General features: G+C 58.9%; 22 protein-coding genes and 1 tRNA gene. 8 read left to right on the forward strand and 15 right to left on the reverse strand.

Annotated features, from left to right (window positions below; genetic code table 11):
- Nucleotides 1-9: 9 nt before the first annotated feature.
- The 3 genes from AC33YF_RS01460 to AC33YF_RS01470 all read right to left on the reverse strand — a co-directional run bounded on the left by AC33YF_RS01460 (nucleotide 10) and on the right by AC33YF_RS01470 (nucleotide 1,655).
- A complete protein-coding gene (locus AC33YF_RS01460; protein ID WP_491775414.1) occupies nucleotides 10-501 on the reverse strand; it encodes a hypothetical protein in 492 nt (163 codons plus the stop codon).
- Between the two features lie 28 nt (nucleotides 502-529).
- Nucleotides 530-1,474, reverse strand: a complete 945-nt coding sequence (locus tag AC33YF_RS01465; RefSeq protein ID WP_491775468.1) for an acetamidase/formamidase family protein — start codon at nucleotides 1,472-1,474, stop codon at nucleotides 530-532.
- 90 nt (nucleotides 1,475-1,564) lie between these two features.
- Nucleotides 1,565-1,655 (reverse strand) — tRNA-Ser (locus AC33YF_RS01470).
- 169 nt (nucleotides 1,656-1,824) lie between these two features.
- Here AC33YF_RS01470 and AC33YF_RS01475 point away from each other — a divergent pair.
- Nucleotides 1,825-2,445 (forward strand): hypothetical protein, encoded by a 621-nt coding sequence (locus tag AC33YF_RS01475; RefSeq protein WP_491775415.1) that lies wholly within the window; start codon nucleotides 1,825-1,827, stop codon nucleotides 2,443-2,445.
- 50 nt (nucleotides 2,446-2,495) lie between these two features.
- On the opposite strand, the gene AC33YF_RS01480 is transcribed toward AC33YF_RS01475, so the two are convergent.
- The 10 genes from AC33YF_RS01480 to AC33YF_RS01525 all read right to left on the reverse strand — a co-directional run bounded on the left by AC33YF_RS01480 (nucleotide 2,496) and on the right by AC33YF_RS01525 (nucleotide 10,669).
- Nucleotides 2,496-2,771, reverse strand: coding sequence for a hypothetical protein (locus AC33YF_RS01480; protein WP_491775416.1), 276 nt, complete (start codon nucleotides 2,769-2,771; stop codon nucleotides 2,496-2,498).
- Nucleotides 2,772-3,108: 337 nt separating this feature from the next.
- Nucleotides 3,109-3,747 carry a hypothetical protein gene (locus AC33YF_RS01485; RefSeq protein ID WP_491775417.1) on the reverse strand — a complete coding sequence of 213 codons (639 nt, stop codon included), beginning with the start codon at nucleotides 3,745-3,747 and terminating at the stop codon, nucleotides 3,109-3,111.
- 260 nt (nucleotides 3,748-4,007) lie between these two features.
- Nucleotides 4,008-4,556 carry a glycosyltransferase family 39 protein gene (locus AC33YF_RS01490; RefSeq protein WP_491775418.1) on the reverse strand — a complete coding sequence of 183 codons (549 nt, stop codon included), beginning with the start codon at nucleotides 4,554-4,556 and terminating at the stop codon, nucleotides 4,008-4,010.
- Nucleotides 4,557-4,799: 243 nt separating this feature from the next.
- Nucleotides 4,800-5,774 carry a quinone oxidoreductase family protein gene (locus tag AC33YF_RS01495; RefSeq protein WP_491775419.1) on the reverse strand — a complete coding sequence of 325 codons (975 nt, stop codon included), beginning with the start codon at nucleotides 5,772-5,774 and terminating at the stop codon, nucleotides 4,800-4,802.
- A 57-nt stretch (nucleotides 5,775-5,831) separates the two neighbouring features.
- Nucleotides 5,832-7,304 (reverse strand): Asp-tRNA(Asn)/Glu-tRNA(Gln) amidotransferase subunit GatB, encoded by a 1,473-nt coding sequence (gene gatB, locus AC33YF_RS01500; protein WP_491775420.1) that lies wholly within the window; start codon nucleotides 7,302-7,304, stop codon nucleotides 5,832-5,834.
- A gap of 23 nt (nucleotides 7,305-7,327) precedes the next feature.
- The gene (locus AC33YF_RS01505; protein ID WP_491775421.1) at nucleotides 7,328-7,639 is read right to left on the reverse strand and encodes a chorismate mutase; all 312 of its coding nucleotides are present in this window, start codon (nucleotides 7,637-7,639) and stop codon (nucleotides 7,328-7,330) included.
- A gap of 12 nt (nucleotides 7,640-7,651) precedes the next feature.
- Nucleotides 7,652-8,047 (reverse strand): RidA family protein, encoded by a 396-nt coding sequence (locus tag AC33YF_RS01510; RefSeq protein ID WP_491775422.1) that lies wholly within the window; start codon nucleotides 8,045-8,047, stop codon nucleotides 7,652-7,654.
- On the reverse strand, nucleotides 8,044-9,528 hold the full coding sequence (gatA, locus tag AC33YF_RS01515) for an Asp-tRNA(Asn)/Glu-tRNA(Gln) amidotransferase subunit GatA (RefSeq protein ID WP_491775423.1): 1,485 nt from the start codon (nucleotides 9,526-9,528) through the stop codon (nucleotides 8,044-8,046). The genes AC33YF_RS01510 and gatA overlap by 4 nt, the downstream gene beginning before the upstream one ends.
- A gap of 6 nt (nucleotides 9,529-9,534) precedes the next feature.
- Entirely contained in the window at nucleotides 9,535-9,822 is a 288-nt protein-coding gene (gatC, locus tag AC33YF_RS01520) for an Asp-tRNA(Asn)/Glu-tRNA(Gln) amidotransferase subunit GatC (RefSeq protein WP_491775424.1), read from the reverse strand.
- 145 nt (nucleotides 9,823-9,967) lie between these two features.
- The gene (locus AC33YF_RS01525) at nucleotides 9,968-10,669 is read right to left on the reverse strand and encodes a metal-dependent hydrolase (protein WP_491775425.1); all 702 of its coding nucleotides are present in this window, start codon (nucleotides 10,667-10,669) and stop codon (nucleotides 9,968-9,970) included.
- Nucleotides 10,670-10,698: 29 nt separating this feature from the next.
- On the opposite strand from AC33YF_RS01525, the gene ruvX reads away from it, so the two are divergent.
- The gene (ruvX, locus tag AC33YF_RS01530) at nucleotides 10,699-11,166 is read left to right on the forward strand and encodes a Holliday junction resolvase RuvX (protein ID WP_491775426.1); all 468 of its coding nucleotides are present in this window, start codon (nucleotides 10,699-10,701) and stop codon (nucleotides 11,164-11,166) included.
- 13 nt (nucleotides 11,167-11,179) lie between these two features.
- Here ruvX and AC33YF_RS01535 read toward each other — a convergent pair whose 3' ends face one another.
- Complete coding sequence (locus tag AC33YF_RS01535) at nucleotides 11,180-11,734, reverse strand: disulfide bond formation protein B (RefSeq protein ID WP_491775427.1); 555 nt, start codon at nucleotides 11,732-11,734, stop codon at nucleotides 11,180-11,182.
- Between the two features lie 11 nt (nucleotides 11,735-11,745).
- Entirely contained in the window at nucleotides 11,746-11,979 is a 234-nt protein-coding gene (locus AC33YF_RS01540; RefSeq protein WP_491775428.1) for a DUF5993 family protein, read from the reverse strand.
- Nucleotides 11,980-12,236: 257 nt separating this feature from the next.
- On the opposite strand from AC33YF_RS01540, the gene AC33YF_RS01545 reads away from it, so the two are divergent.
- The 6 genes from AC33YF_RS01545 to rnr all read left to right on the forward strand — a co-directional run bounded on the left by AC33YF_RS01545 (nucleotide 12,237) and on the right by rnr (nucleotide 20,838).
- Nucleotides 12,237-13,193, forward strand: coding sequence for an aspartate carbamoyltransferase catalytic subunit (locus AC33YF_RS01545; RefSeq protein ID WP_491775429.1), 957 nt, complete (start codon nucleotides 12,237-12,239; stop codon nucleotides 13,191-13,193).
- Between the two features lie 5 nt (nucleotides 13,194-13,198).
- On the forward strand, nucleotides 13,199-14,527 hold the full coding sequence (locus AC33YF_RS01550; RefSeq protein WP_491775469.1) for a dihydroorotase: 1,329 nt from the start codon (nucleotides 13,199-13,201) through the stop codon (nucleotides 14,525-14,527).
- A 37-nt stretch (nucleotides 14,528-14,564) separates the two neighbouring features.
- Complete coding sequence (gene plsY, locus AC33YF_RS01555; RefSeq protein ID WP_491775430.1) at nucleotides 14,565-15,203, forward strand: glycerol-3-phosphate 1-O-acyltransferase PlsY; 639 nt, start codon at nucleotides 14,565-14,567, stop codon at nucleotides 15,201-15,203.
- Nucleotides 15,204-15,481: 278 nt separating this feature from the next.
- Nucleotides 15,482-15,661, forward strand: a complete 180-nt coding sequence (locus tag AC33YF_RS01560) for a hypothetical protein (protein WP_491775431.1) — start codon at nucleotides 15,482-15,484, stop codon at nucleotides 15,659-15,661.
- 146 nt (nucleotides 15,662-15,807) lie between these two features.
- A complete protein-coding gene (gene topA / locus AC33YF_RS01565; RefSeq protein WP_491775432.1) occupies nucleotides 15,808-18,462 on the forward strand; it encodes a type I DNA topoisomerase in 2,655 nt (884 codons plus the stop codon).
- Between the two features lie 9 nt (nucleotides 18,463-18,471).
- A complete protein-coding gene (gene rnr / locus AC33YF_RS01570) occupies nucleotides 18,472-20,838 on the forward strand; it encodes a ribonuclease R (protein ID WP_491775433.1) in 2,367 nt (788 codons plus the stop codon).
- Nucleotides 20,839-20,853: the final 15 nt, after the last annotated feature.

Raw genomic sequence — 20,853 nt, forward strand, 5'->3', positions numbered from 1 at the left:
TTCAATATTTTAGTCGCGCACGCTCCAATGCAGCACGACCCCTGCAGGCAGCGCCGCGTTCTTGATCTCGGGACGCTTGGGCGGCTTATCCTCCCGCCGGCCCTTGGGATGAGAGCTCGACTTCTCAGCTTGGGTCGTGGCCACCATATTCATGCCGATTAGAAAAGCAGCCCCGCTGCCTACCACGGCCAAGATAGCGACCAGCCGTAGGGCACGCCGCAACTCGCGACGGCCAGGAGACTCCATCCGGACTGTCCTATTCAGATAAGCCAAAAAAGAGCTGAAAAGCGCGGCCAGCGCACCACCGCTGAACACGAGCATCGCCATTGTGACTTTGCGGTCGACGGTCGCTTGCGGCTCCATCGCCACAATTATGAGCAGCACAAGCGCGGCGATCCCATTTAGTGCGACGAGAAAAGACAGAGCCCGGCCGGCAAAACGGTTCCGCTCCCGCTCGATAAACGCGGCATCAAGATCAGGTTCAGTCTGAGAGCTGTTCATCATCGTCTCGGCAGATACAGGTGCAGCCCTAGCGAAGCACCACCTTGGGAAAATACAGCGAAACCGTCCAGTTCGGCGCATCGACGATCTCGCTGATCCGAAGGTCGGCGCATACGCTACACAGCATGTAGGCATCCACCGCATTCATCTTTGTAATCGCGCAAATCCAGTCGATCATCCCGGAAACGGCGTCTCTAGCAGCCTGCATGAGATCTGGACCTACCCCCGTCGTTGCCCAATAACCCTTGTCGTCAAGTTGGCGGGACACAGGCCCTTCCGTTTCAAACCGTGGGAAGGAGAAGTTCGCCTGCTTGATCAAGCCGATCTCCGCAGCCACGACCATGGGGCTTTCGATTGCGGTACCGCAGACCTCCCCGTCTCCTTGCGCCGCATGGGTGTCACCAAGCGATAGCAGGCCGCCCGCGACCTCGACAGGCAGGTAAAGCGTCGTATTCACGGCATTGTCGCGGATATCCAGATTGCCGCCCACGCGCCTTGGGGGAATCACCGAATGCACACCCGGTTCTGCGGGCGCGAGCCCGACGGTTCCGCAAAAGGGGCGCAACGGAACTGCCCCGCCCGGTCCGAACAATGCCGGTGCAAGCGTTTGGGCATCATATTTCCAGATATGTAGCCGAGGTTCGGTGAACTGGTCGGCGAGCAACCCAAAGCCGGGAATGTTCGCGGTCCAACCCCAGCCGGAAGGCTTAAAGTCCCTGAATGTGACAGCGACTGCATCTCCTGGCTCTGCGCGCTCGACATAGATCGGCCCTGTGACGGGGTTCACCTCAGATGTATCCCGCGCGAGAAATGCTTCGAGCGTGGTATCGGGCCCAACCTGCCCGGCCGAAGCATCGATCGTCTCCATCTCGACCGTTTCGCCAGGTGTCACAGTCAGTACCGGCTCAACGGTCTTGTCCCAGCCAAAATGGTGATGGTCTTTATGGATGGTGTGGTTGCAGAGCACGGGCAGACTTCACAGTTTATTGCCTGATCTCGCGGCAATGTACCAGACAACCGCTCTCACAACGCGACATGAACTACGATGGCCCAATTAAGGCAATGGCGGAGACGGAGGGATTCGAACCCTCGATACGCGGTTAACGTATACTCCCTTAGCAGGGGAGCGCCTTCAGCCACTCGGCCACGTCTCCGTTGAGGGCAAAGGCTTACTGGTCCCGTTCGGGACGGTCAACACGCGCCGGCGCGATTTCCAGTGGCGGATAAGCGGTGCCGGGAGTGCCGAAGAGGCCCACAGGCCCATATTACTCTAGGGCGCAGTGTGCTACGCTTCCATTCTCTAATCTTCGAGGAGCGTAGGTTATGAGAGGCGGCATCCGTTTCGGATCGACTTGGCTTGTCCTGGCCTGCTTCGGCATGACGATCGCTGCTATGCCGACCCTAGCAAGCGCTGGCGTCGCAGAGTTTTGCGTGAACTGCAAAACGCCCGACGCCTCTTACCGGTGCCGACTTGAAGGCAGCGGCGTCACACAAAGCGACGCCCTTAAGCTTTACTGTGTGGTGCGGGCATCGAAGGAGGGCAACCACGCCTCGTGCGCGGCAAAGACCAACCCCAAATGCGCGGGCGTGCTCAAAGTCTACACTTATGACGGCCCTGCTCTGCCCGGCAACATCACAAGCGACCCGCGTCTGCGTGAGCTAAACCAGCGCGTGGAACGGGAGAATCGAGCCTTCGAGGACGATCGCAGCGACAGACCCAATTCGTTATTCGAGCTTGGGGGCCGGGCCTACGATGCCTCGAGGCGGGGCTTGCAAGGCGCAGGCTCCGCGATAGGCATTGGTGCCGGCGCACAAGATCAAGAGATCGCGACACCGCCTCCCCCGCCCGCGGCAGAGGAACCAGATAAGCCGCGCAAAAACTTCGCGCGCCGCAGCTGGGCTTGCATGGTCTCTATGTTCAGAGAATGCGGCGAGGGCGAGTAGAGCGGTCTACTCAAACTCGCACCTGTCCGCTCTCAGTTAACTTGCCGCCCTCAGTGGGTCTGAAGCCACTCGCGTGCTTGGCGCTGCGCCTCGGCAATCTGATCGGGGGTCATGTCCTGGGCCAGTTCGCTGCGATAATCCCGCGCCGACATGTTGCCCCGCGCTGCAGACAGGTTGAACCACTTATGCGCGGCGATGAAGTCTGCATCAACATCGCACCCTGTCGCATAGAGCATTCCAAGCTCGAAGAGCGCATCGGCGCCACCGGTTTGAACCACCGGCTCAAACTGGCTACCCAAGACAGTTCCAAGTTCCATTCGTGCCATGACGTCCCCCATTTTGGCTCTTTGTCCGGCCGTGCCCCTGACTTCCCCAAGGCAGGCGTTCAATGCGCGGCTTTGTGTTCAACGCGGACGATCATCTGCGCGATGTTTGAAGAACATCTGAATCGATGTGCTTAACGCAAGCTCACCGAAGTCTGAATCGAGTGGTAAGCTTCGTTGACGCGAGTGCGGGAATCGCAGGGGCAAAGATTAAGATCGCGATTTTGAAACGGTCCCGTAACTATGCCCGGTGGGGTCTCGCTAACCAGTCGCAGATTTCTCCCGGACGAAAGTCGACACGTACAACCGCCGCTCTCGACCCGAGGCGCTTTAGCTTCGCCTATAGTTGCGGGCCGGGTGACGGTGCGACAAGAGCCTTCGTCCATGTCCAGTCACGCGGCTTGCGCTGATCACCGAGAACCGTCGTGGGCACATTCACGCTCTCAGGCTCGCCGACGACTGTCCCGCCGATCTGCCAGATGGCGGGCGCGGCCGAGAACGGAAGAGGGCCCCCGTGCTTGGAACGCCAGACAATCACAGCAGGAGTGTGCAGGTCCTGCGGCCGCACGGTCGGAGCGAAGTATGGGCGTCGGAGTAAGGCGATTCGTGCTTTACGGAAAAATCGGCGCAGATTACCCCCATCATTGCGGTCCATGACCATGAGTGTGCCGGTAGCAAAACCCATCGATTTCAGCTTTGCTGCGAGACTCTCATAAGGAACTGCCAGCCGACAGGAACCACAATCGGGCTCTAAAGCCCAAGCCAGGTTCACAGCCCGTACTGGCACTACCGCAAGCGTGGCCGCCAAGAGCACAATGCCGATCGACTTCGGTTGTGCCGCTGAGTCACAGCGCGTGACGAGCCACATCAGCCATAGGGGTGTGAACAAAAAGAAGGGGTGCATGTAGCGCTCGAGATAGTTCGAGGCGCCCGTCAATACGGCGCCCAGAACAAGAAAGACAAACCCCAGTAGCGTCATGCAAAACAGCATGAGCGGCCAATCGGGCTGAGCGCTCCCCAATTTTGTCGGCTCACACCTTCCTTGAGCACTGTCGGCCCCTCGCGCCACTACCTGGGGAACATTACAAGCAATATGAGCCAGAGGGGAAACAGAAAACCAAGCGGCGCATAGATCGCGTTGACGAAACCCATGAGGGTCGCGGTGAGGCGATCCGAGACTATGGGCGCCATCGTACGATTGAACACACCGACGAGGTCATAGTGGTTGGCAAAAAGCCACTACCCAAATGGAGCGATGATCGCGGCGGCAATGCAAACAGCTGCGAGAATTCGAACATGGAGTAGCCGCGCTCGCATTGTGGTCTGCAGAAGCGCGCAGGCGACTAAGATAATCAGAAAGCCGGCGAAGCCGTATTCGCTGATCAGAACGAGTCCGACTGCTCCGCCGAAGAGGAGGTAGTCGCCAATCCGCCCACGTTCAACCAATCGCATGAAGGCCCAGAGCGACGCGGCCATGGCGCAGCTCATGACAAGTGTGTGCGTGACACCTTCATGGACGCTCCAGCCGAACTGATAGAAAAGCAACGGAGACAGGCCCGCGACCACCGCCCAGCGCCGATCCTCAAACAGTCGGAGCGCGGTCAGATAGAGGAAGGCGAGAGTTGCGGTGAGCAGACTGTATTTGATGAGCAAGAAGCTCAGTAGGTTCGGGCCGGTCACGCGCTGGACCAGCCACAGCAGCCACTCGTAAAGCGGCGGCTGCCTCTGCTCATATCCAAGCGCCGGCATCTGAGCGAGGATATTGGCGAAGGCGGATGCGCCCGACAAATTCTCAGAGAATGCAAGACTCAGACTCGCATGCGCGACCCCGAAAAAAGGCCGAACAGAATAACGCCGCGGAGGCCCCACAGCGGGTTGCTTTTCTGCACTTCGACCGCCGCGCCGCCTTGGACGGGGCAGACTATCGACGCCATGAAATTTCGCTCCCCCGATGTGCCGAAGCCGACAATAGTTCGCCTAGGCTTCAAATGTGTCGGCTTGGTGTTGTTCAACGCCGGCTAGACCGCGATGTCATGGAATCAGGACGGATGACCCGGTCGTACGACGGCCTTCCATTGCCCGATGAGCCTTGGCCGCGTCCTTGAGAGCAAAGGTCTGATTGACGGAGACCTTGACTGCGCCTTTCTTCAACACGCCGAAGAGGTCGTTCGCGGTAGAAACGAGAGCCTTTCGTGTGGCGATAAAGTCCCAAAGCATAGGCCGTGTAGCGAAAAGCGACCCCTTCTGCGCAAGTAAGTTGATGCGAAACTCGGGGCAAGGTCCCGAGGACTGGCCGAAGCTAACCCATAAGCCCCGACGCTTTAGGCAATCCAGCGAACGCGGGAATGTATCCTTGCCAACGGAATCGTAGACGACGTCGATACCCTCACCGTTCGTATACTCCTGCACCTTGGCGACGAAGTCTTCCTCCAGATAGTTGATGACGTGAGCGCAACCGTGAGAGCGTGCGATCAGCGCTTTACCTGCAGAGCCGACTGTACCGATCACGGTTGCGCCGAGCGACGACGCCCATTGACACGCGATCATTCCGACGCCGCCCGCGGCGGCATGGAAGAGCAGCGTCGTCTTGGGACCGACTCTAAGGATTTGCCGCAATAGATATTGCGCAGTCATGCCCTTCAGCATCGCAGCAGCCGCTGTTTCATCGCTCACACCGTCGGGAATGCGCACAACACGATCGGCTGCAATCAAGCGCTCTTCTGCATAGGCGCCCATATTCCCTGCGTAGGCCACTCGGCGTCCCACCTTGAGTGAACGTACGCCCTCGCCGAGCGCCGTGATGACACCCGCGCCTTCGGTGCCTGGGATAAACGGAAGCTCGTCCTGCGGATAGAGACCCGATCGCATATACGCGTCTATGAAATTGAGGCCGATTGCAGTCTGCTTGATCCGAATCTCGCCGGGGCCAGGCTCGCCGACATCCGATTGCTCCCACTTGAGGACCTCTGGTCCTCCGTACTCATGGACGCGGATGACATGGGTCATAGCTTCGGTAACCCGTCTCTTCTTCCTTCGCCCAAACGTCGTGGACCCTTGCGCCCGTCAGTCGAGGCCGAGCTTGGCCTTGATCAGAGCGTTGACCGCTTGCGGACTGGCCTTGCCGGACGTCGCCTTCATCACTTGGCCAACAAACCATCCTGCTAAGGCTGGCTTCGCCTTGGCTTGCTCGACCTTGTCGGGATTGGCGGCCAGAACTTCATCGACGGCTTTTTCGATGGCGCCCGTATCAGTCACTTGCTTCATGCCGCGGGCTTCAACGATCTCTGCTGGATCTCCGCCTTCTGTCCAAACGATGTCGAACACATCCTTAGCGATCTTGCCGGAGATGGTCTCAGCCTTGATCAGATCGACAATGCCGCCAAGCTGCGCAGACGAAATCGGGCTATCGTTGATGGTGAGACCCTCTTTGTTCAGTCGCCCAAACAGCTCGTTGATGACCCAATTCGCGGCCTGCTTCGCGTCGCGCCCCTTCGCCACGTCTTCGAAATAGTCAACGCTCTCCCGTTCGGCCACAAGAACGTCGGCGTCGTAAGGGGTGAGACCGTAGTCGGCGATGAACCGCGCCCGCTTCTCGTCGGGGAGCTCCGGTAGGGTCTTGGCGATGTCATCGACAAAATCTTGGGTCAGTTCGAGCGGCAACAGATCAGGATCGGGGAAGTATCGATAATCATGCGCTTCCTCCTTGGAACGCATGGAGCGCGTCTCACCTGTCTTTGCATCGAACAGCCGCGTCTCTTGATCGATCGTGCCGCCATCTTCGATGATCTCAATCTGCCGGCGTGCTTCGTATTCGATGGCCTGGCCGATAAAGCGGATCGAGTTCACGTTCTTGATCTCGCAGCGCGTCCCAAATTCATCGCCGGGACGGCGGACGGACACGTTGACATCGGCCCGCAACGAGCCCTGATCCATATTGCCGTCGCACGTCCCGAGATAGCGCAGGATAGTCCGCAGCTTCGATACATACGCCTTTGCTTGCTCTGAAGAGCGTAAATCGGGCTTTGACACGATCTCCATCAACGCGACGCCCGACCTGTTAAGGTCCACATAGGAGTTCTGCGGGTGCTGGTCGTGTAGGCTCTTGCCCGCATCCTGTTCCAAGTGCAGTCGCTCGATGCCAACAATCACACGCTCGCCAGTGAGCATATCGACGATGACCTCGCCCTTACCCACGATAGGGTTCTTGTACTGGCTGATCTGATAGCCCTGCGGTAAATCCGGGTAGAAATAGTTCTTGCGGTCGAACACCGAGTAGAGATTGATCTCGGCCTTGAGCCCAAGACCCGTCTTTACGGCCTGGGAAACGCAAACCTCGTTGATGACGGGCAGCATTCCCGGCATGGCCGCGTCTACGAGACTGACATGGGAGTTTGGCTCGCCGCCGAACTCGGTCGAGGCGCCAGAAAACAACTTAGCGTTCGACGTAACCTGAGCATGGACTTCCATGCCGATCACAACTTCCCAGTCGCCGGTCTCTCCCGCGATCAAATTCGACTTTTCCGACTTGGCGTCCATACTTCGATGCCCCTGGAAGACCGCTACGTCTTCGGCTCCGCGCTACGGAGCTTCTCTTCCTCATACTGGATGAACCAGCCAATCATTTGACGCCAAAGCGCCTCGACAAGCTCCGGCGGCAAACCGTTGCTTTCGGCCCGCGCCCGCACCTTGTCGATGACCTGCTGAATGCGCCAGGGCACGGTCGCGTCGGCCGGGGCCTTCTTCAGTTGCCAAGCCCGGTCCACATAAGCGAAGCGCTCGCAGATCAAGTCGACGAGTTGTTCGTCGATCTGATCTATTTCGATTCGAACTTGGTCCATGCTCTCGCAGTTCTGTGCCGCACGTTTGGCCATGTTCTCGCTCCCTTATTCCGATGCCTCGGGGACGACCGCATCAACCGCAATCTCCACCAGCCAATCGGGTGATACGAAACCGGACACTTCAAGCGTTGTGTTGGCCGGCCGAATATCGGCGAAGACCTCGCCATGGACCTTCGCCATCGCCTCAAAGTGTTTGATATCAACGAGATAGACCGTCGTGCGCACAACGTCACTGAGACTTGAGCCCGCATCTTGCAATGCCTTGTCGATCGTCTCGAAAATTGCGCGCGTCTGTGCTTCGGGATCCCCGAGGGCTACTGGTTTACCGCCAGAAGCCGCGGTGGTTCCGGCGACCGAGATCCAGTTGCCCACGCGAACCGCGCGCGAATAGCCGACCGACTTTTCATAGGGGCTCCCCGATGAGACCAAAAGCCGGCTCATAGCTTGCTCCACCAATCGTTTGGCTTCGCTATGAGCCCGGCCGCGTCTTCCACCACCTGAGCCACACGAAACATCGTTTCTTCGTCGAACGCCTTACCAATCACTTGAAGCCCGAGCGGCGTCCCTTCGGACGACAACCCAGCCGGCACGGAGATGCCGGGGAGCCCAGCCATATTGACCGTCACGGTGAAGATATCGTTCAAGTACATCTCAAGCGGATCGCCGGACTTCTCACCGGCCGCAAAAGCGGGAGCCGGAGTCGTCGGTGTCAAAATTGCGTCGACGCGTTCGAACGCTTGATCGAAATCCCTCTTAATCAGTGTACGGACTTTCTGTGCCTTGAGATAATAGGCATCGTAATAGCCGGCGGACAGCACGTAGGTGCCGATCAATACCCTTCGCTTGACCTCAGCGCCGAAGCCAGACTCGCGGGTATTCTCATACATCGAGATCACGTCCTTGCCTGGCTCGCGCAGGCCGTAACGCACACCGTCATAGCGCGCCAGGTTAGACGAAGCTTCGGCGGGCGCGACGATGTAGTAAGACGGCAGAGCGTACATCGTGTGCGGCAGACTAATGTCCTTGATCGTAGCGCCCGCCTCCGTCAGCCAGGCAATGCCCTGCTGCCATAGGGCCTCGATCTCTGGCGCCATGCCGTCCACGCGATACTCCTTTGGAATGCCGATGGTGAGCCCCTTAACGCCTTGGCCGACAGCCGCCCCAAAGTCCGGCACCGCGATATCTGCACTAGTCGCATCCTTGGGATCATGCCCTGCCATGGCGGCGAGCATGATGGCTGAGTCTCGCACAGTCCGCGTGATCGGACCGGCCTGGTCGAGTGATGAGGCAAAGGCAACAATGCCCCAGCGTGAGCAGCGCCCATAAGTCGGCTTTAGTCCCACCGTCCCGGTGAAAGCGGCGGGCTGGCGGATTGAACCGCCGGTGTCTGTTGCTGTGGCGCCAAGGCACAGGCGCGCTGCGACAGCCGCTGACGAGCCGCCCGAGGAGCCGCCAGGCACGAGCGGCGCATCCGAGCCCTCGCGTCGCCAAGGATTGACCACCTCGCCATAGAAGCTGGTTTCGTTGGACGACCCCATGGCGAACTCATCATTATTGAGCTTGCCGAGCATCACGGCGCCCGCATCCCAGAGATTCGCGGTCACCGTCGATTCATAGGTCGGCGTGAAGCGGTCGAGGATGTGAGAACATGCAGTCGTCCGCACATCCTTGGTGCAGAAGAGGTCCTTGATGCCGAGGGGAATACCCTCAAGAGCACCCCCTTCCCCTTTGGCGAGCCGTCCGTCGCTCGTCTCAGCCATCTGAAGCGCACGCTCTGGCGTCTCGAGCACAAAGGCATTCAAAGCCCTGTTGGCCGACTTGATCGCGGCCAGATGCGCTTGCGTCAGCTCCACAGCCGAAAAGCTTCTTTCGGCAAGCCCTTCTCGAGCTTCGGCGATCGTCAGGTCTGTAAGGTCCTTCACGATGGTCTACTCAACAATTTTCGGAACGACGAAATAGTGATCGTCTTCTTGGGGCGCGTTCTTGACAATGTCGGCGGCCTTGAAGCCCCCCGTCACTTCGTCCTCACGCATCTTCATGGTCATGGCTTCGACCCGGGTCATCGGCTCCACATTGGACGTATCGAGTTCATCCAGCTGCGCCACCCAATCGAGAATGCCCGTCAGTTCCGATTCTAGGCGCTTGGCTTCCTCATCAGTGATGGCGATGCGTGCAAGGCGGGCGATACGAAAGACGGTGGCGCGGTCGACAGACATGGGATTAACGCTGTTTGGATCGAATGCTGGTTTGGTAACTGGCCCTTAGGCTCGGCGGCTGGGAAGACGGGCGAAACCCGGGCGTCCCCTGTAGCACCGCCCCGGCGGGGCGGCAACCTGGCGAAATACCTACCTTACAAGGACATCAAGCCTCGAACGGAACGCCAACCTCGGGCACAACAATCTCATGATCGGTCATAGCCGCGATGAACTTATCAGGCGTTTGGTCAATCACCGGGAAAGTCCCGTAGTGGCAAGGGATAATGGTATCGAAGTCGAAAAAGCGCTTGCAGGCAAGCGCAGCGCCCTCAGCGCCCATCGTGTAACGGTCGCCGATGGGCACAATGCCGATCTGCGGCTCGTGCAGCTCATTGATGAGAGCCATGTCCGAGAAGACGTCCGTGTCGCCCATGTGGTAGAGCGTCTTTCCGCCCTTGGCAGCGATCACGATCCCACATGGATGTCCGAGGTAAACGGCCCGCCCATCCACCATATTGGAAGAAGAGTGCTGCGCCTGGACGAAGGTCAGTGCAAATTCCTCTTGCGGGACCATGCCGCCGGTGTTGCCGGGGTCGGTTTTCTCAACGCCATGGCCGGCCAGATATGTCGCAAGTTCGTGCACGGCGATCAGCGTCGTGCCAGTTTCCTTGCAGATCCGAAGCGTATCGCCGACGTGATCTTCGTGCCCATGGGTTAAGGCAACATGGGTGATCCCGTCGATGACATCGGCCTCGCGGATACCGGCCTTCTCAAAGGTGGGATTGCCCGTAAGAAATGGATCGATCAGGATGCGGCTTGCGCCGAACTCGACCCGAAAACAAGAATGGCCGAACCACGTTATCTTCATGCTCACACCCCTTATGCGACACGGTGACTATGGCTGATCCCCTTCCTATCGAAGAGTTGCCGTCGCGGCTACAGCCTGGCGCTCGTCTTCTCGGTTTTGATCTCGGAACCAAGACGATCGGCCTCGCTCTGTCTGATGTTACCCGCGCGATTGCCACACCTTACGAGACATTGCGCCGCACGAAGTTCACTGACGATGCGAAGAAGATCGCCTTTATCGCAGCAAAGGAAGGTGTGGGCGGACTCGTGATCGGGCTGCCGCTCAATCTGGACGGCTCAGAGGGTCCGCGGGCCCAGTCAACTCGGGCCTTTGCGCGCAATCTCGCTCCGCATCTGGACCTACCTACGGCTTTTTGGGACGAACGCCTCTCCACCGCCGCGGTCGAACGTCATCTCATCGAGGCGGACGCCTCACGCAAACGTCGCGCCGAAGTCGTGGACCGGATGGCGGCGGCCTACATTCTGCAGGGCGCGCTAGACCGGATGAAAGCGCTCTAGCGAGCCCTGTCCGTCAATCGTTCATCTGGAACAGTTCGTAGTCGACCGGGTCTTCGGGACACAGCCCCGTCCCACATAGCGCAATGGTCGAGAAGACGTTCGCAAGTGTCAGAAGAAAGAACAACAGAAGCGCGATCAGCGGTAGCCCCTTCATGCGCCCCGAAACCGGCTGCATCTGCGAAAACTGCCGATCACTGAGCAACATAAGCGCGCAGCCCAACACGATGGCCACGGCGAAAAGAAACGCCCAGGTGTAGAGGTGCAGCCCCCAAACTGCGGGACCATAGAAGCCGGTCCCCGGCACAATATGCAACAAGACCTGGCGCATGGAGATAGCCGCACTTGCGACCGCGCCAAGTGTGGCAATGGCATAATGGCTGGGTTTCGGGCCAAACACGAAATTGAGCATCAGCCCGCATCCGGCGGCGATCAGGCCCGCCCGCTGGAGAATGCACAATGGACACGGAAGTTCGCCGAACCAAACCTGATCGATAAACGCCATCGTCAGGACCGCGCCGATCACGAGCAGCCCCAGGGCGTTCAACAACCTCGACAACTCAGCGGACACCGCCCAGCTCCTTAGAGTTGGATCATTAAGTCTTCAGTTAGGTGGATATGGAAGAGGATCAGCATGGTCACAACGCCGATCAACCAAAAGCCAACAGATACACTGCGATGCCGAAGCCAGGCCGCTCCGATCGCGCACGCGAACAGCACAAATGGCAAGCTCATCATGGGTATCGTGCTCCCGATTTTCCCAACAAGCTGGCGACTTCCAACATCCAGCGTCGGCGCCAGGTGACGAAGTGCCATTCGGATCTGGCAGCAGCGATCCCGGCATCGGCGAAACATCGATTCGCCGCGGATAAGACTATTTGACATTGACCGTGTGTTGGCAAGGGCTGTACTGCGCCAGAGCGCACGCGCAGCGCCGTGCTTAGTCGCATCTTTGGTTGGCGTGGCTATGCGTGATCGGCACCAGACTCCCATAGAAAATTTGGTCGTGATCAGACGCTCTGATCGAACCGCGCTTGAAGCTTTCCTGTCCTAGGCTTATACAGTGCGCTTTAATGAGCATCGCGGCTGAAGCCCCTACCCCATCCTTTCCGCATCGCCACCTTCTCGGTATCGAAGGTCTTAAGCGGGACGAGATCCTATCGTTGCTCGACCTCTCCGAGGAAGCGGCTGAGCAAAGCCGCAGGGTCGACAAAAAGAGCAGCGACTTACGCGGCAGAACGCTCATAAACCTTTTCTTTGAAGCCTCGACTCGCACCCAGAGCTCGTTTGAGCTCGCGGGGAAAAGGCTCGGCGCCGACGTGATGAACATGTCGATCCCGACCTCGTCCATCAAGAAGGGCGAGACGCTGATCGATACCGCGGTCACGCTCAATGCCATGCGTCCCGATCTTCTTGTGGTCCGCCATCATGCTGCCGGAGCGGTTGAACTCCTCTCGCAGAAGGTCGACTGCTCCGTGATCAACGCAGGCGATGGCAGTCACGAGCATCCAACTCAGGCTCTGCTCGATGCTCTGACGATCCGCCGTCACAGGGGGAGCTTTGAGGGATTAACCGTCGCGATCTGTGGTGACATTGCGCATTCGCGCGTGGCGCGATCGAACATCCTGTCGCTGAACACGCTCGGTGCACGGGTTCGCGTGGTTGCCCCATCAACCCTACTCGGCGAAGCGGTAGACAGGCTTGGGGTCGAAGCCTTCACGTCAATGCGAGAAGGCTTAAGGAATGCCGACGTGGTTATGATGTTGCGGCTACAACGCGAGCGTATGGCCTCTAGCCTCATCCCAAGTCAGAGAGAGTACTTCCACTTCTTTGGGCTTGACGCAGAGAAGCTCGCGGGCGCGCGCGACGATGCGATTGTGATGCATCCGGGACCGATGAACCGTGGCGTGGAAATCGATGCCCAAATCGCGGACGGCTCTCGCAGCGTGATCCGGGAGCAGGTCGAGATGGGCGTTGCCGTGCGGATGGCCGTGCTGCAAGCCCTCGCGCGCCAGCTTCCAAATCAATGACCACCATGGATACCGAAACCGAAACTCAAGCCGCCCCGCCCCGCCAGCACAAGAAGCTGGCGCTGGTGAATGCGCGGCTGATTGACCCTGGCTCAAGCTTGGATGCCTTTGGCGGACTCTTGATCGCGAACGGCACGATTGCCGATCTTGGTATGCACATCACGGAAGGTTTGATCGAGGGTGCCGAATATCTCGACTGCGGTGGACGCACAGTCGCCCCGGGGCTGATCGATATGATGGTCTTCTGTGGTGAACCGGGACACGAGCACCGCGAGACTTTGGCGACGGCGAGCCGTGCGGCGGCGGCAGGTGGCGTAACCACCATATGCTGCATGCCTAGCACCGACCCAGTTATCGATGATGTTGCCCTGGTAGACTTCATTCTCCGCCGCGCACGCGATACGGCCCTTGTGCACGTTCATCCGATGGCGGCAATGACCCGGGAGCTCAAAGGCAAAGAAATGGCGGAGCTCGGCCTGTTGCGCGAGGCCGGAGCCGTCGCCTTCACCAATGGCAAGCTCAGCGTGGCCAACGCGAAGCTGATGCGAAATGTCTTGTCTTACGCCAAGGACTACGATGCGTTGATCGTCCACCATCTTGAGGATGCCGATCTCGCCGAGGATGGCGTCATGAATGAGGGCGAAGTGGCGACACGGCTTGGCCTGCGCGGGATCCCGACAGAGGCTGAAACCGTGATGCTTGACCGAGACATCCGCCTTGTTGAGTTGACCGGGGGCCGATACCACGCGGCCCAAATCTCGTGTCGAGCTTCGCTCGACGTTATCAGGGCCGCAAAGGAACGCGGCCTTCCGGTAACGTGCGGCGTCAGCATCAATCACCTAACGCTGAACGAAAACGATATCGGTCCCTACCGGACCTTTTTCAAAATGATGCCGCCGTTGCGGTCTGAGGACGACAGGCAGGCAATGGTCGAAGGGGTGGCCAGCGGCGATATCGACGTCATCGTGTCCGCCCACGACCCAAGGGGCGCCGAGGGTAAGCGCCGCCCGTTCGTCGAGGCCAACGATGGCGCCGTTGGCCTTGAGACCATGCTCGGAGCGAGCTTGCGTCTCTTCCACAATGGCGAGATTACGCTGCACCGCCTTCTCAATGCCCTTTCAGCGCGACCAGCAGAACTTCTTGGGCTCGAGGGAGGCCGGCTTGTGAAAGGTGCGCCAGCGGATCTCGCCTTAATCGATCTGGAGATGCCCTGGACAGTCGCGCGCGAAGACCTCCGCTCAAAATCAAAGAACACTCCGTTCGACGAAGCACGTTTCGAAGGACGCGCACTGGTAACATTCGTCGCGGGACGCCCAGTCTACCACTTCGGTTGACCTGGCCGAGGCGCAACACGGGTGACGGGGACTCATAATGCCACCGTTTGAGGACGGTTCAGCCGCAGATCCAGCCGCATCGGGCGCCTATCTCCTTTGCTTCGCGCTTGGCTATCTCCTCGGATCGATTCCTTTCGGACTTGTGCTAACGAAGCTCGCTGGGCTCGGTGACGTTCGGAGTATTGGCTCAGGCAATATTGGGGCGACGAATGTGCTGCGGACAGGCAACAAGGGCCTCGCAGCGCTCACTTTGGCACTCGATTTGCTGAAAGGTACCGCCGCCGTGCTCATTGCTGGATCTTTTGCCGGGCAGTTCGGCGCCGTCGTCGCCGGCTTGGGTGCTTTTGTCGGCCACCTTTTCCCGATTTGGCTCCGCTTTCGAGGCGGCAAGGGGGTTGCCACGTTCATCGGCGTTGCCCTTGGCCTTTACTGGCCCGCTGCTGTTGGCTTTTGCCTTGTTTGGCTCCTTGTAGCTTTGCTCACGCGCTATTCATCGGTCTCGGCACTCAGCGCAAGTGTCGCAACGGTTCTTGGCCTCGCGCTTGTTGGGGAACAGACCTTGGCCATTGTTTTCGGCTTGATGACCGCCCTCCTCTACTTCCGTCATAAGGAGAATATCGCCCGCTTACTCAAAGGCGAGGAATCTCGTATTGGCGGCACCAAGGACAAGGCCTGAACAGGACTAGCGCGAGTGCGATGCTGGTTAGCTTGCCCGTTGACGACCCTTGCTGAGCGACTGGGCCTTGTGACCGCAGATCTCGCAGCGCGTAGTGACACACCCCTCAGTAGCATTTATTCACTATAACCAACTAAGGTGATAAGGCCTTTGCGTTGGGGGTAGCCGTACGCGCGTTTGCTATACTCGTTTTAGCCGCGCGCATAATTGCCTGTTTTTCCTCATGTGCTGGTCCGGACCCTGACCTCGTCGAAGTGATTCAGTTGAGGGTTCGCTGATTGCGGGCAGGAAGCAATAAAACCGACTCGAAACGCCGGCTGACTGACGCTCAGCGGATTGCCTGGCTCCGCTTACTACGTAGCGAGAATGTTGGGCCGGCGACCTTTCGTGCGCTCGTCAATCAGTTCGGCGGCACGCAAGCCTCCGGCCCGACCAATCGCGTATCGGTTGCTCTATAGCATTACATGCACTTTATAAGTGTCAACCGTCCTTCTGTGCAATTTGACAGAAACCGATCGAGTCACCATTTTCGCCGACGAGTTGGGGGGCAACTCCAAAATTTCGCCCTTGGCCGAGCGCCATTCGCGCGGCTAGGAACATCTCAATGAACATCGTCATCGTCGAATCGCCGGCAAAGGCCAAAACCATCAACAAGTACCTCGGCTCCGATTACCGGGTGCTGGCTTCCTATGGCCATGTTCGCGATTTGCCGTCCAAGAACGGATCGGTGCTGCCTGATAACGATTTTGAGATGCATTGGGATGTCGACCCGAAATCAGCCAAGCGATTGAACGAGATTGCCCAGGCCGTCAGAGGCGCCGATAAGCTCATCTTGGCGACCGACCCGGATCGCGAGGGCGAAGCCATCTCCTGGCATGTGCTTCAGGTTTTGGAGCGGAAGAAGCTCCTTGGCAAGATTCCCGTGGAGCGGGTCGTCTTCAACGCTGTGACAAAAGATGCGATCCGCGACGCCATGCAGAATCCGCGCGCGATCGACGAGCCACTGGTCAATGCGTATCTCGCGCGCCGCGCCCTGGATTACTTGGTGGGCTTCACGTTGTCCCCCGTCCTTTGGCGCAAACTACCCGGCGCACGCTCCGCGGGCCGGGTCCAGTCGGTTGCCTTGCGGCTCGTTTGCGAACGGGAACTGGAGATCGAAAAGTTCGTAGCGCAGGAGTACTGGTCCATCACCGCATCGCTGGCAACGGACAAGAACCAGGCCTTAACGGCGCGTCTCTATTCAGTGGAAGGCGAGAAGCTCGGCAAGTTTGACATCCCTAACCAGGAGACAGCCGAGAGACTCAAGGCGGCACTGGAAGGCGGCCGGTACAGTGTCGGGAAGATTGAAAGTAAGTCGCAGAAGCGCAATCCCGCCGCCCCGTTCACAACATCGACGCTACAGCAGGAAGCATCACGCAAGCTCGGATTCAGTCCACGCCAAACGATGCAGGTGGCGCAGCGCCTATACGAAGGCGTCGACCTGGGCGGCGCCGCCGAAGGGCTCATTACCTATATGAGGACTGACGGCGTACAAATTGCGCCAGAAGCAGTATCCGCAGTTCGGTCACTTGTGAGCGGCTTATATGGTTCAAGCTATGTGCCGCCCTCTCCGCGACAGTACTCATCGAAAGCGAAGAACGCGCAGGAAGCACACGAAGCTATTCGGCCAACTGACTTCAGCAAAGCGCCCGATAAGGTGAGCGGCTATCTCGAGCCGGATGCGCTCAAGCTCTACAAGTTGATCTGGCAACGCACGCTGGCGAGCCAGGCGTCCAGCGCAGAAATCGAGCGCACCACAGCAGACGTCGATGTAGCGGGGACGGATGGCAAAGCCTATGGCGCTCGGGCAACAGGGTCCGTCATCCGCTTCGACGGATTTCTGAAGATTTACGAGGAAGGAGTAGACGACGCAGTTGGCGAGGACGGCTCCCTTCCCGCTTTGTCGAAAGGCGAGCCGCTCAATCCTCGTGGTGTCGAGGCCAAGCAACATTTCACCGAGCCACCTCCGCGTTACTCAGAGGCGACGCTTATCAAGAAGATGGAAGAGCTCGGTATCGGCCGTCCTTCGACATACGCCGCGACTCTGAACGTCCTGCGTGAGCGGGACTATGTGCGTATCGATAAGAAACGGCTCATCCCAGAAGACAAGGGACGGCTCGTAACAGCATTCCTAGAGAGTTTCTTCAAACGCTATGTTGAGTACGATTTCACCGCAGATCTTGAAGAGAAGCTAGACCTGATTTCCGCCGGCACTCTTCAGTGGAAGAATGTGCTTCGTGATTTCTGGCGCGACTTTATTGGTGCGGTTGACGAGATCGGCGATCTGAGGATTGCGCAGGTCCTTGATGCATTGAACGAGTTACTCGGACCGCACATTTTTCCGGACACCGGCGATGGCAAACCACGCGCGTGCCCGGCTTGCAGCGACGGGCAGCTCAGCTTGAAAGTCGGTAAGTTCGGCGCATTCGTCGGTTGCTCAAACTATCCAGACTGCCGCTACACACGACAACTCGCCGAGACCGGCGACAAAGCAGCTTTCAGTGATGGAAAGGTGCTCGGGCTCGATCCTGAGACAGAACTGGAAGTCACTATTCGTTCTGGCCGCTTCGGTCCCTACATCCAACTTGGCGAAGAGGCCGGCGGTGAGAAACCCAAGCGTGCGTCGATCCCGAAAGGGACGGATCCGGAGGCGATCGACTTAGCCCGCGCGCTAGCGTTCCTATCGCTGCCCCGAGAAGTTGGTATCCACCCTGAGTCGGGGAAACCGATTACAGCAGGCTACGGACGGTTCGGACCCTATGTTCAGTGTGATGGAAAATATGCAAGCTTGTCGACACCGGAAGATGTCTTCGAAGTTGGCGCAAACCGCGCGATTACACTTCTTGCCGATAAGGCCGCAAAGGGCGCACAGCGCGGCGCAAGCGTAATCAAAGACCTGGGCGAACACCCGCAAGTCGGGGGCAAAGTCCAAGTGATGAACGGTCGCTACGGGCCCTACGTTAAGCACGAGAAGATCAACGCGACGATCCCGCGCGACCGTGACCCTGAAGACGTGACGCTCGACGAAGCCGTCCAACTGATCGCAGCTCGCGCGGCTAAAGGCCCGGCCAAAAAAAAGACAGCAAAAAAGAAGGCGGCCAAGAAAGCCGCGACAAAGAAGACAGCCGCAAAAAAGGCAGTAGCCAAGAAGAATGCCACTCGGAAGACGGCGCGAAAGACCGCCCCAGCCAAAGAGGCCGCCGACGAGGCGGCAAGTTAAGCGGCAGACGTGGCTCCACCCAAGAAGACGACATCGCCCAAAGCGGCCGCGACGACATCCGACGCGAAAAGCAAAACCGCGAGAAAGCCAAAGGCGGGCGCCAAGACCAAGACGAAAGCCAAAACAGGACTTCCCTCCAAGAGGGAAATCGTTGAGTTCTTGGAAACCTCCACGGCCAAAACCGGCAAGCGGGAGATTGCCCGAGCCTTCGGCGTCAAAGGCGCTGATCGGATCGCCCTTAAATCCCTCCTGCGCGAGATGGCCGAGGAAGGCCTGATCGCCGGCTCTCGCCGAAGCCTCTCACGACCTGGCGTTCTACCGTCCGTTACGGTGCTCGAGATCGTCGCCCGCGATGAAGACGGCGAATTCGTCGCTCGGCCCGCAACCTGGGATGACGAGAACGGCTCAATTCCGAAAATTCTCATGGTGGAAGGCCGAGGCAATCTCGCGCAAACGCCAGGCATAGGGGATCGCGTGTTGGCGCGGATCACAACCCAAAAGGCAGATGCGGACTACCCGTATCATGCTCGGACCATCAAAAAGCTGCCGCGATCGACGGCGCGCAGCTTACTCGGCATCTTCAGGTCGCTCTCGTACGGTCGCGGGGTTCTCGACCCCATCGACAAGAAACAGCTGAAGGAATGGACAGTGCCGAAGGGCTCAGCGGGCGACGCCGAAGACGGAGAACTTGTCCGTTTCGAAATCGCGCGTTCCGTCCGCTACGGCGTGCCGACGGCACGTATCGTTGCGCGCCTGGGAAACCCCGAGGCCCAACAGGCCATCAGCCTGATCGCACTACATGCTCATGGCATCCCGGATGTGTTCCCGCCTCCCGTGATCGCAGAAGCCGATTCTGCCAAGGAAGTTGGGTTAGGGTCGCGCGTCGACCTCCGCAAAACACCGCTTGTCACCATCGATCCGGTAGATGCCCGCGACCACGACGACGCAGTGTTCGCCGAGCCCGACACAGATCTAGACAACGAGGGAGGTTGGATCGTCACCGTCGCCATTGCCGACGTTGCGCACTACGTTACGCCTGGCAGCGCACTCGACAAGGAAGCACGAAAACGGGGTAACTCCGTCTACTTCCCTGATCGCGTCGTACCCATGCTGCCGGAGCGCATCTCTAATGAGCTCTGTTCCCTGAAGGAAGGAGTCGACCGACCTTGCCTTGCCGTCCGCATGGTCCTTGACAAGGGCGGCCAAAATAAAGGGCACCGCTTCTTCCGGGGCCTTATGCGTTCCGCCGCGAGCCTGTCTTATGAACAGGCCCAAGCGGCAATCGACGGACGGACGGACGGCACAACAGATCCGCTGCTCGATTCTGTTTTACGACCCCTTTGGGGCGCATACGCGAGCCTTCGCAAAGCCCGCAAGGCACGCGGACCACTTGAACTGGAGCTGCCAGAGCGCAAGATCTTGTTGGACGACAAAGGCCGCGTCCGCGGTATCGCGACCCCGCCGCGCCTCGATGCCCACCGGCTCATCGAAGAGTTCATGATCCAAGCCAATGTTGCTGCTGCCGAGGCGCTGGAAACAAAGCGGTCACCGCTGATCTACCGGGTTCACGATGCGCCGTCGAAGGAAAAGCTTGTAGCACTCGGTGAGTTCCTAGCGACGATCGACATGAAGATCGCGAAAGCCGGAACGCTCCGGCCCTCGCAGTTCAACCGTATCCTTGCCGACACGAAAAGCTCGCCCAACGCTGAGCTCGTCGCTGAGGTGGTCCTCAGAAGCCAGAGCCAAGCAGAATACACTCCGCGCAATCTGGGACATTTCGGTTTGAATCTCCGACGCTATGCGCACTTCACCTCGCCGATCCGACGTTATGCAGACTTGATCGTACATCGGGCGCTCATCCGTGCGTTGGGCCTTGGCGATGGCGGTCTAACGGATAGAGAACTTGACGACTTGGAGGAGATCTCCGGCGCGATATCCGATACAGAGCGGCGCGCCATGGCGGCCGAACGAGATACGGTGGACCGTCTTACTGCCGCCTATCTCGCCGATCGCATCGGAGCCACTTTCAGCGCGAAGGTTTCAGGACTCGTGCGCTCGGGACTTTTCGTGCGCCTAAACGAAACAGGCGCTGATGGGTTTGTTCCGGCTTCCGCCATTGGACATGAATATTTCTACCACGATGAAGTTCGCCAAGCACTTGTTGGCGAGGACTCAGGGCTCGCATACCAACTCGGGGACCAAGTCGAGGTACGTCTTGTAGAGGCAATCCCCACGGCGGGAGCGCTACGATTTGACATGTTGAGTGAAGGACGCAAGATCGCTAATTTCCGAAGTGGCCCGCGGTCGAGGACCGCCGACCGAAGCAAAGGCCGCAGGCGAGCCAAACCCCGCGGTTCGCGTCCGAAGAAGCGCTGATTGTTCTGGGCTTTC

It is taken from the genome of Methyloceanibacter sp. (genome assembly GCF_058506495.1).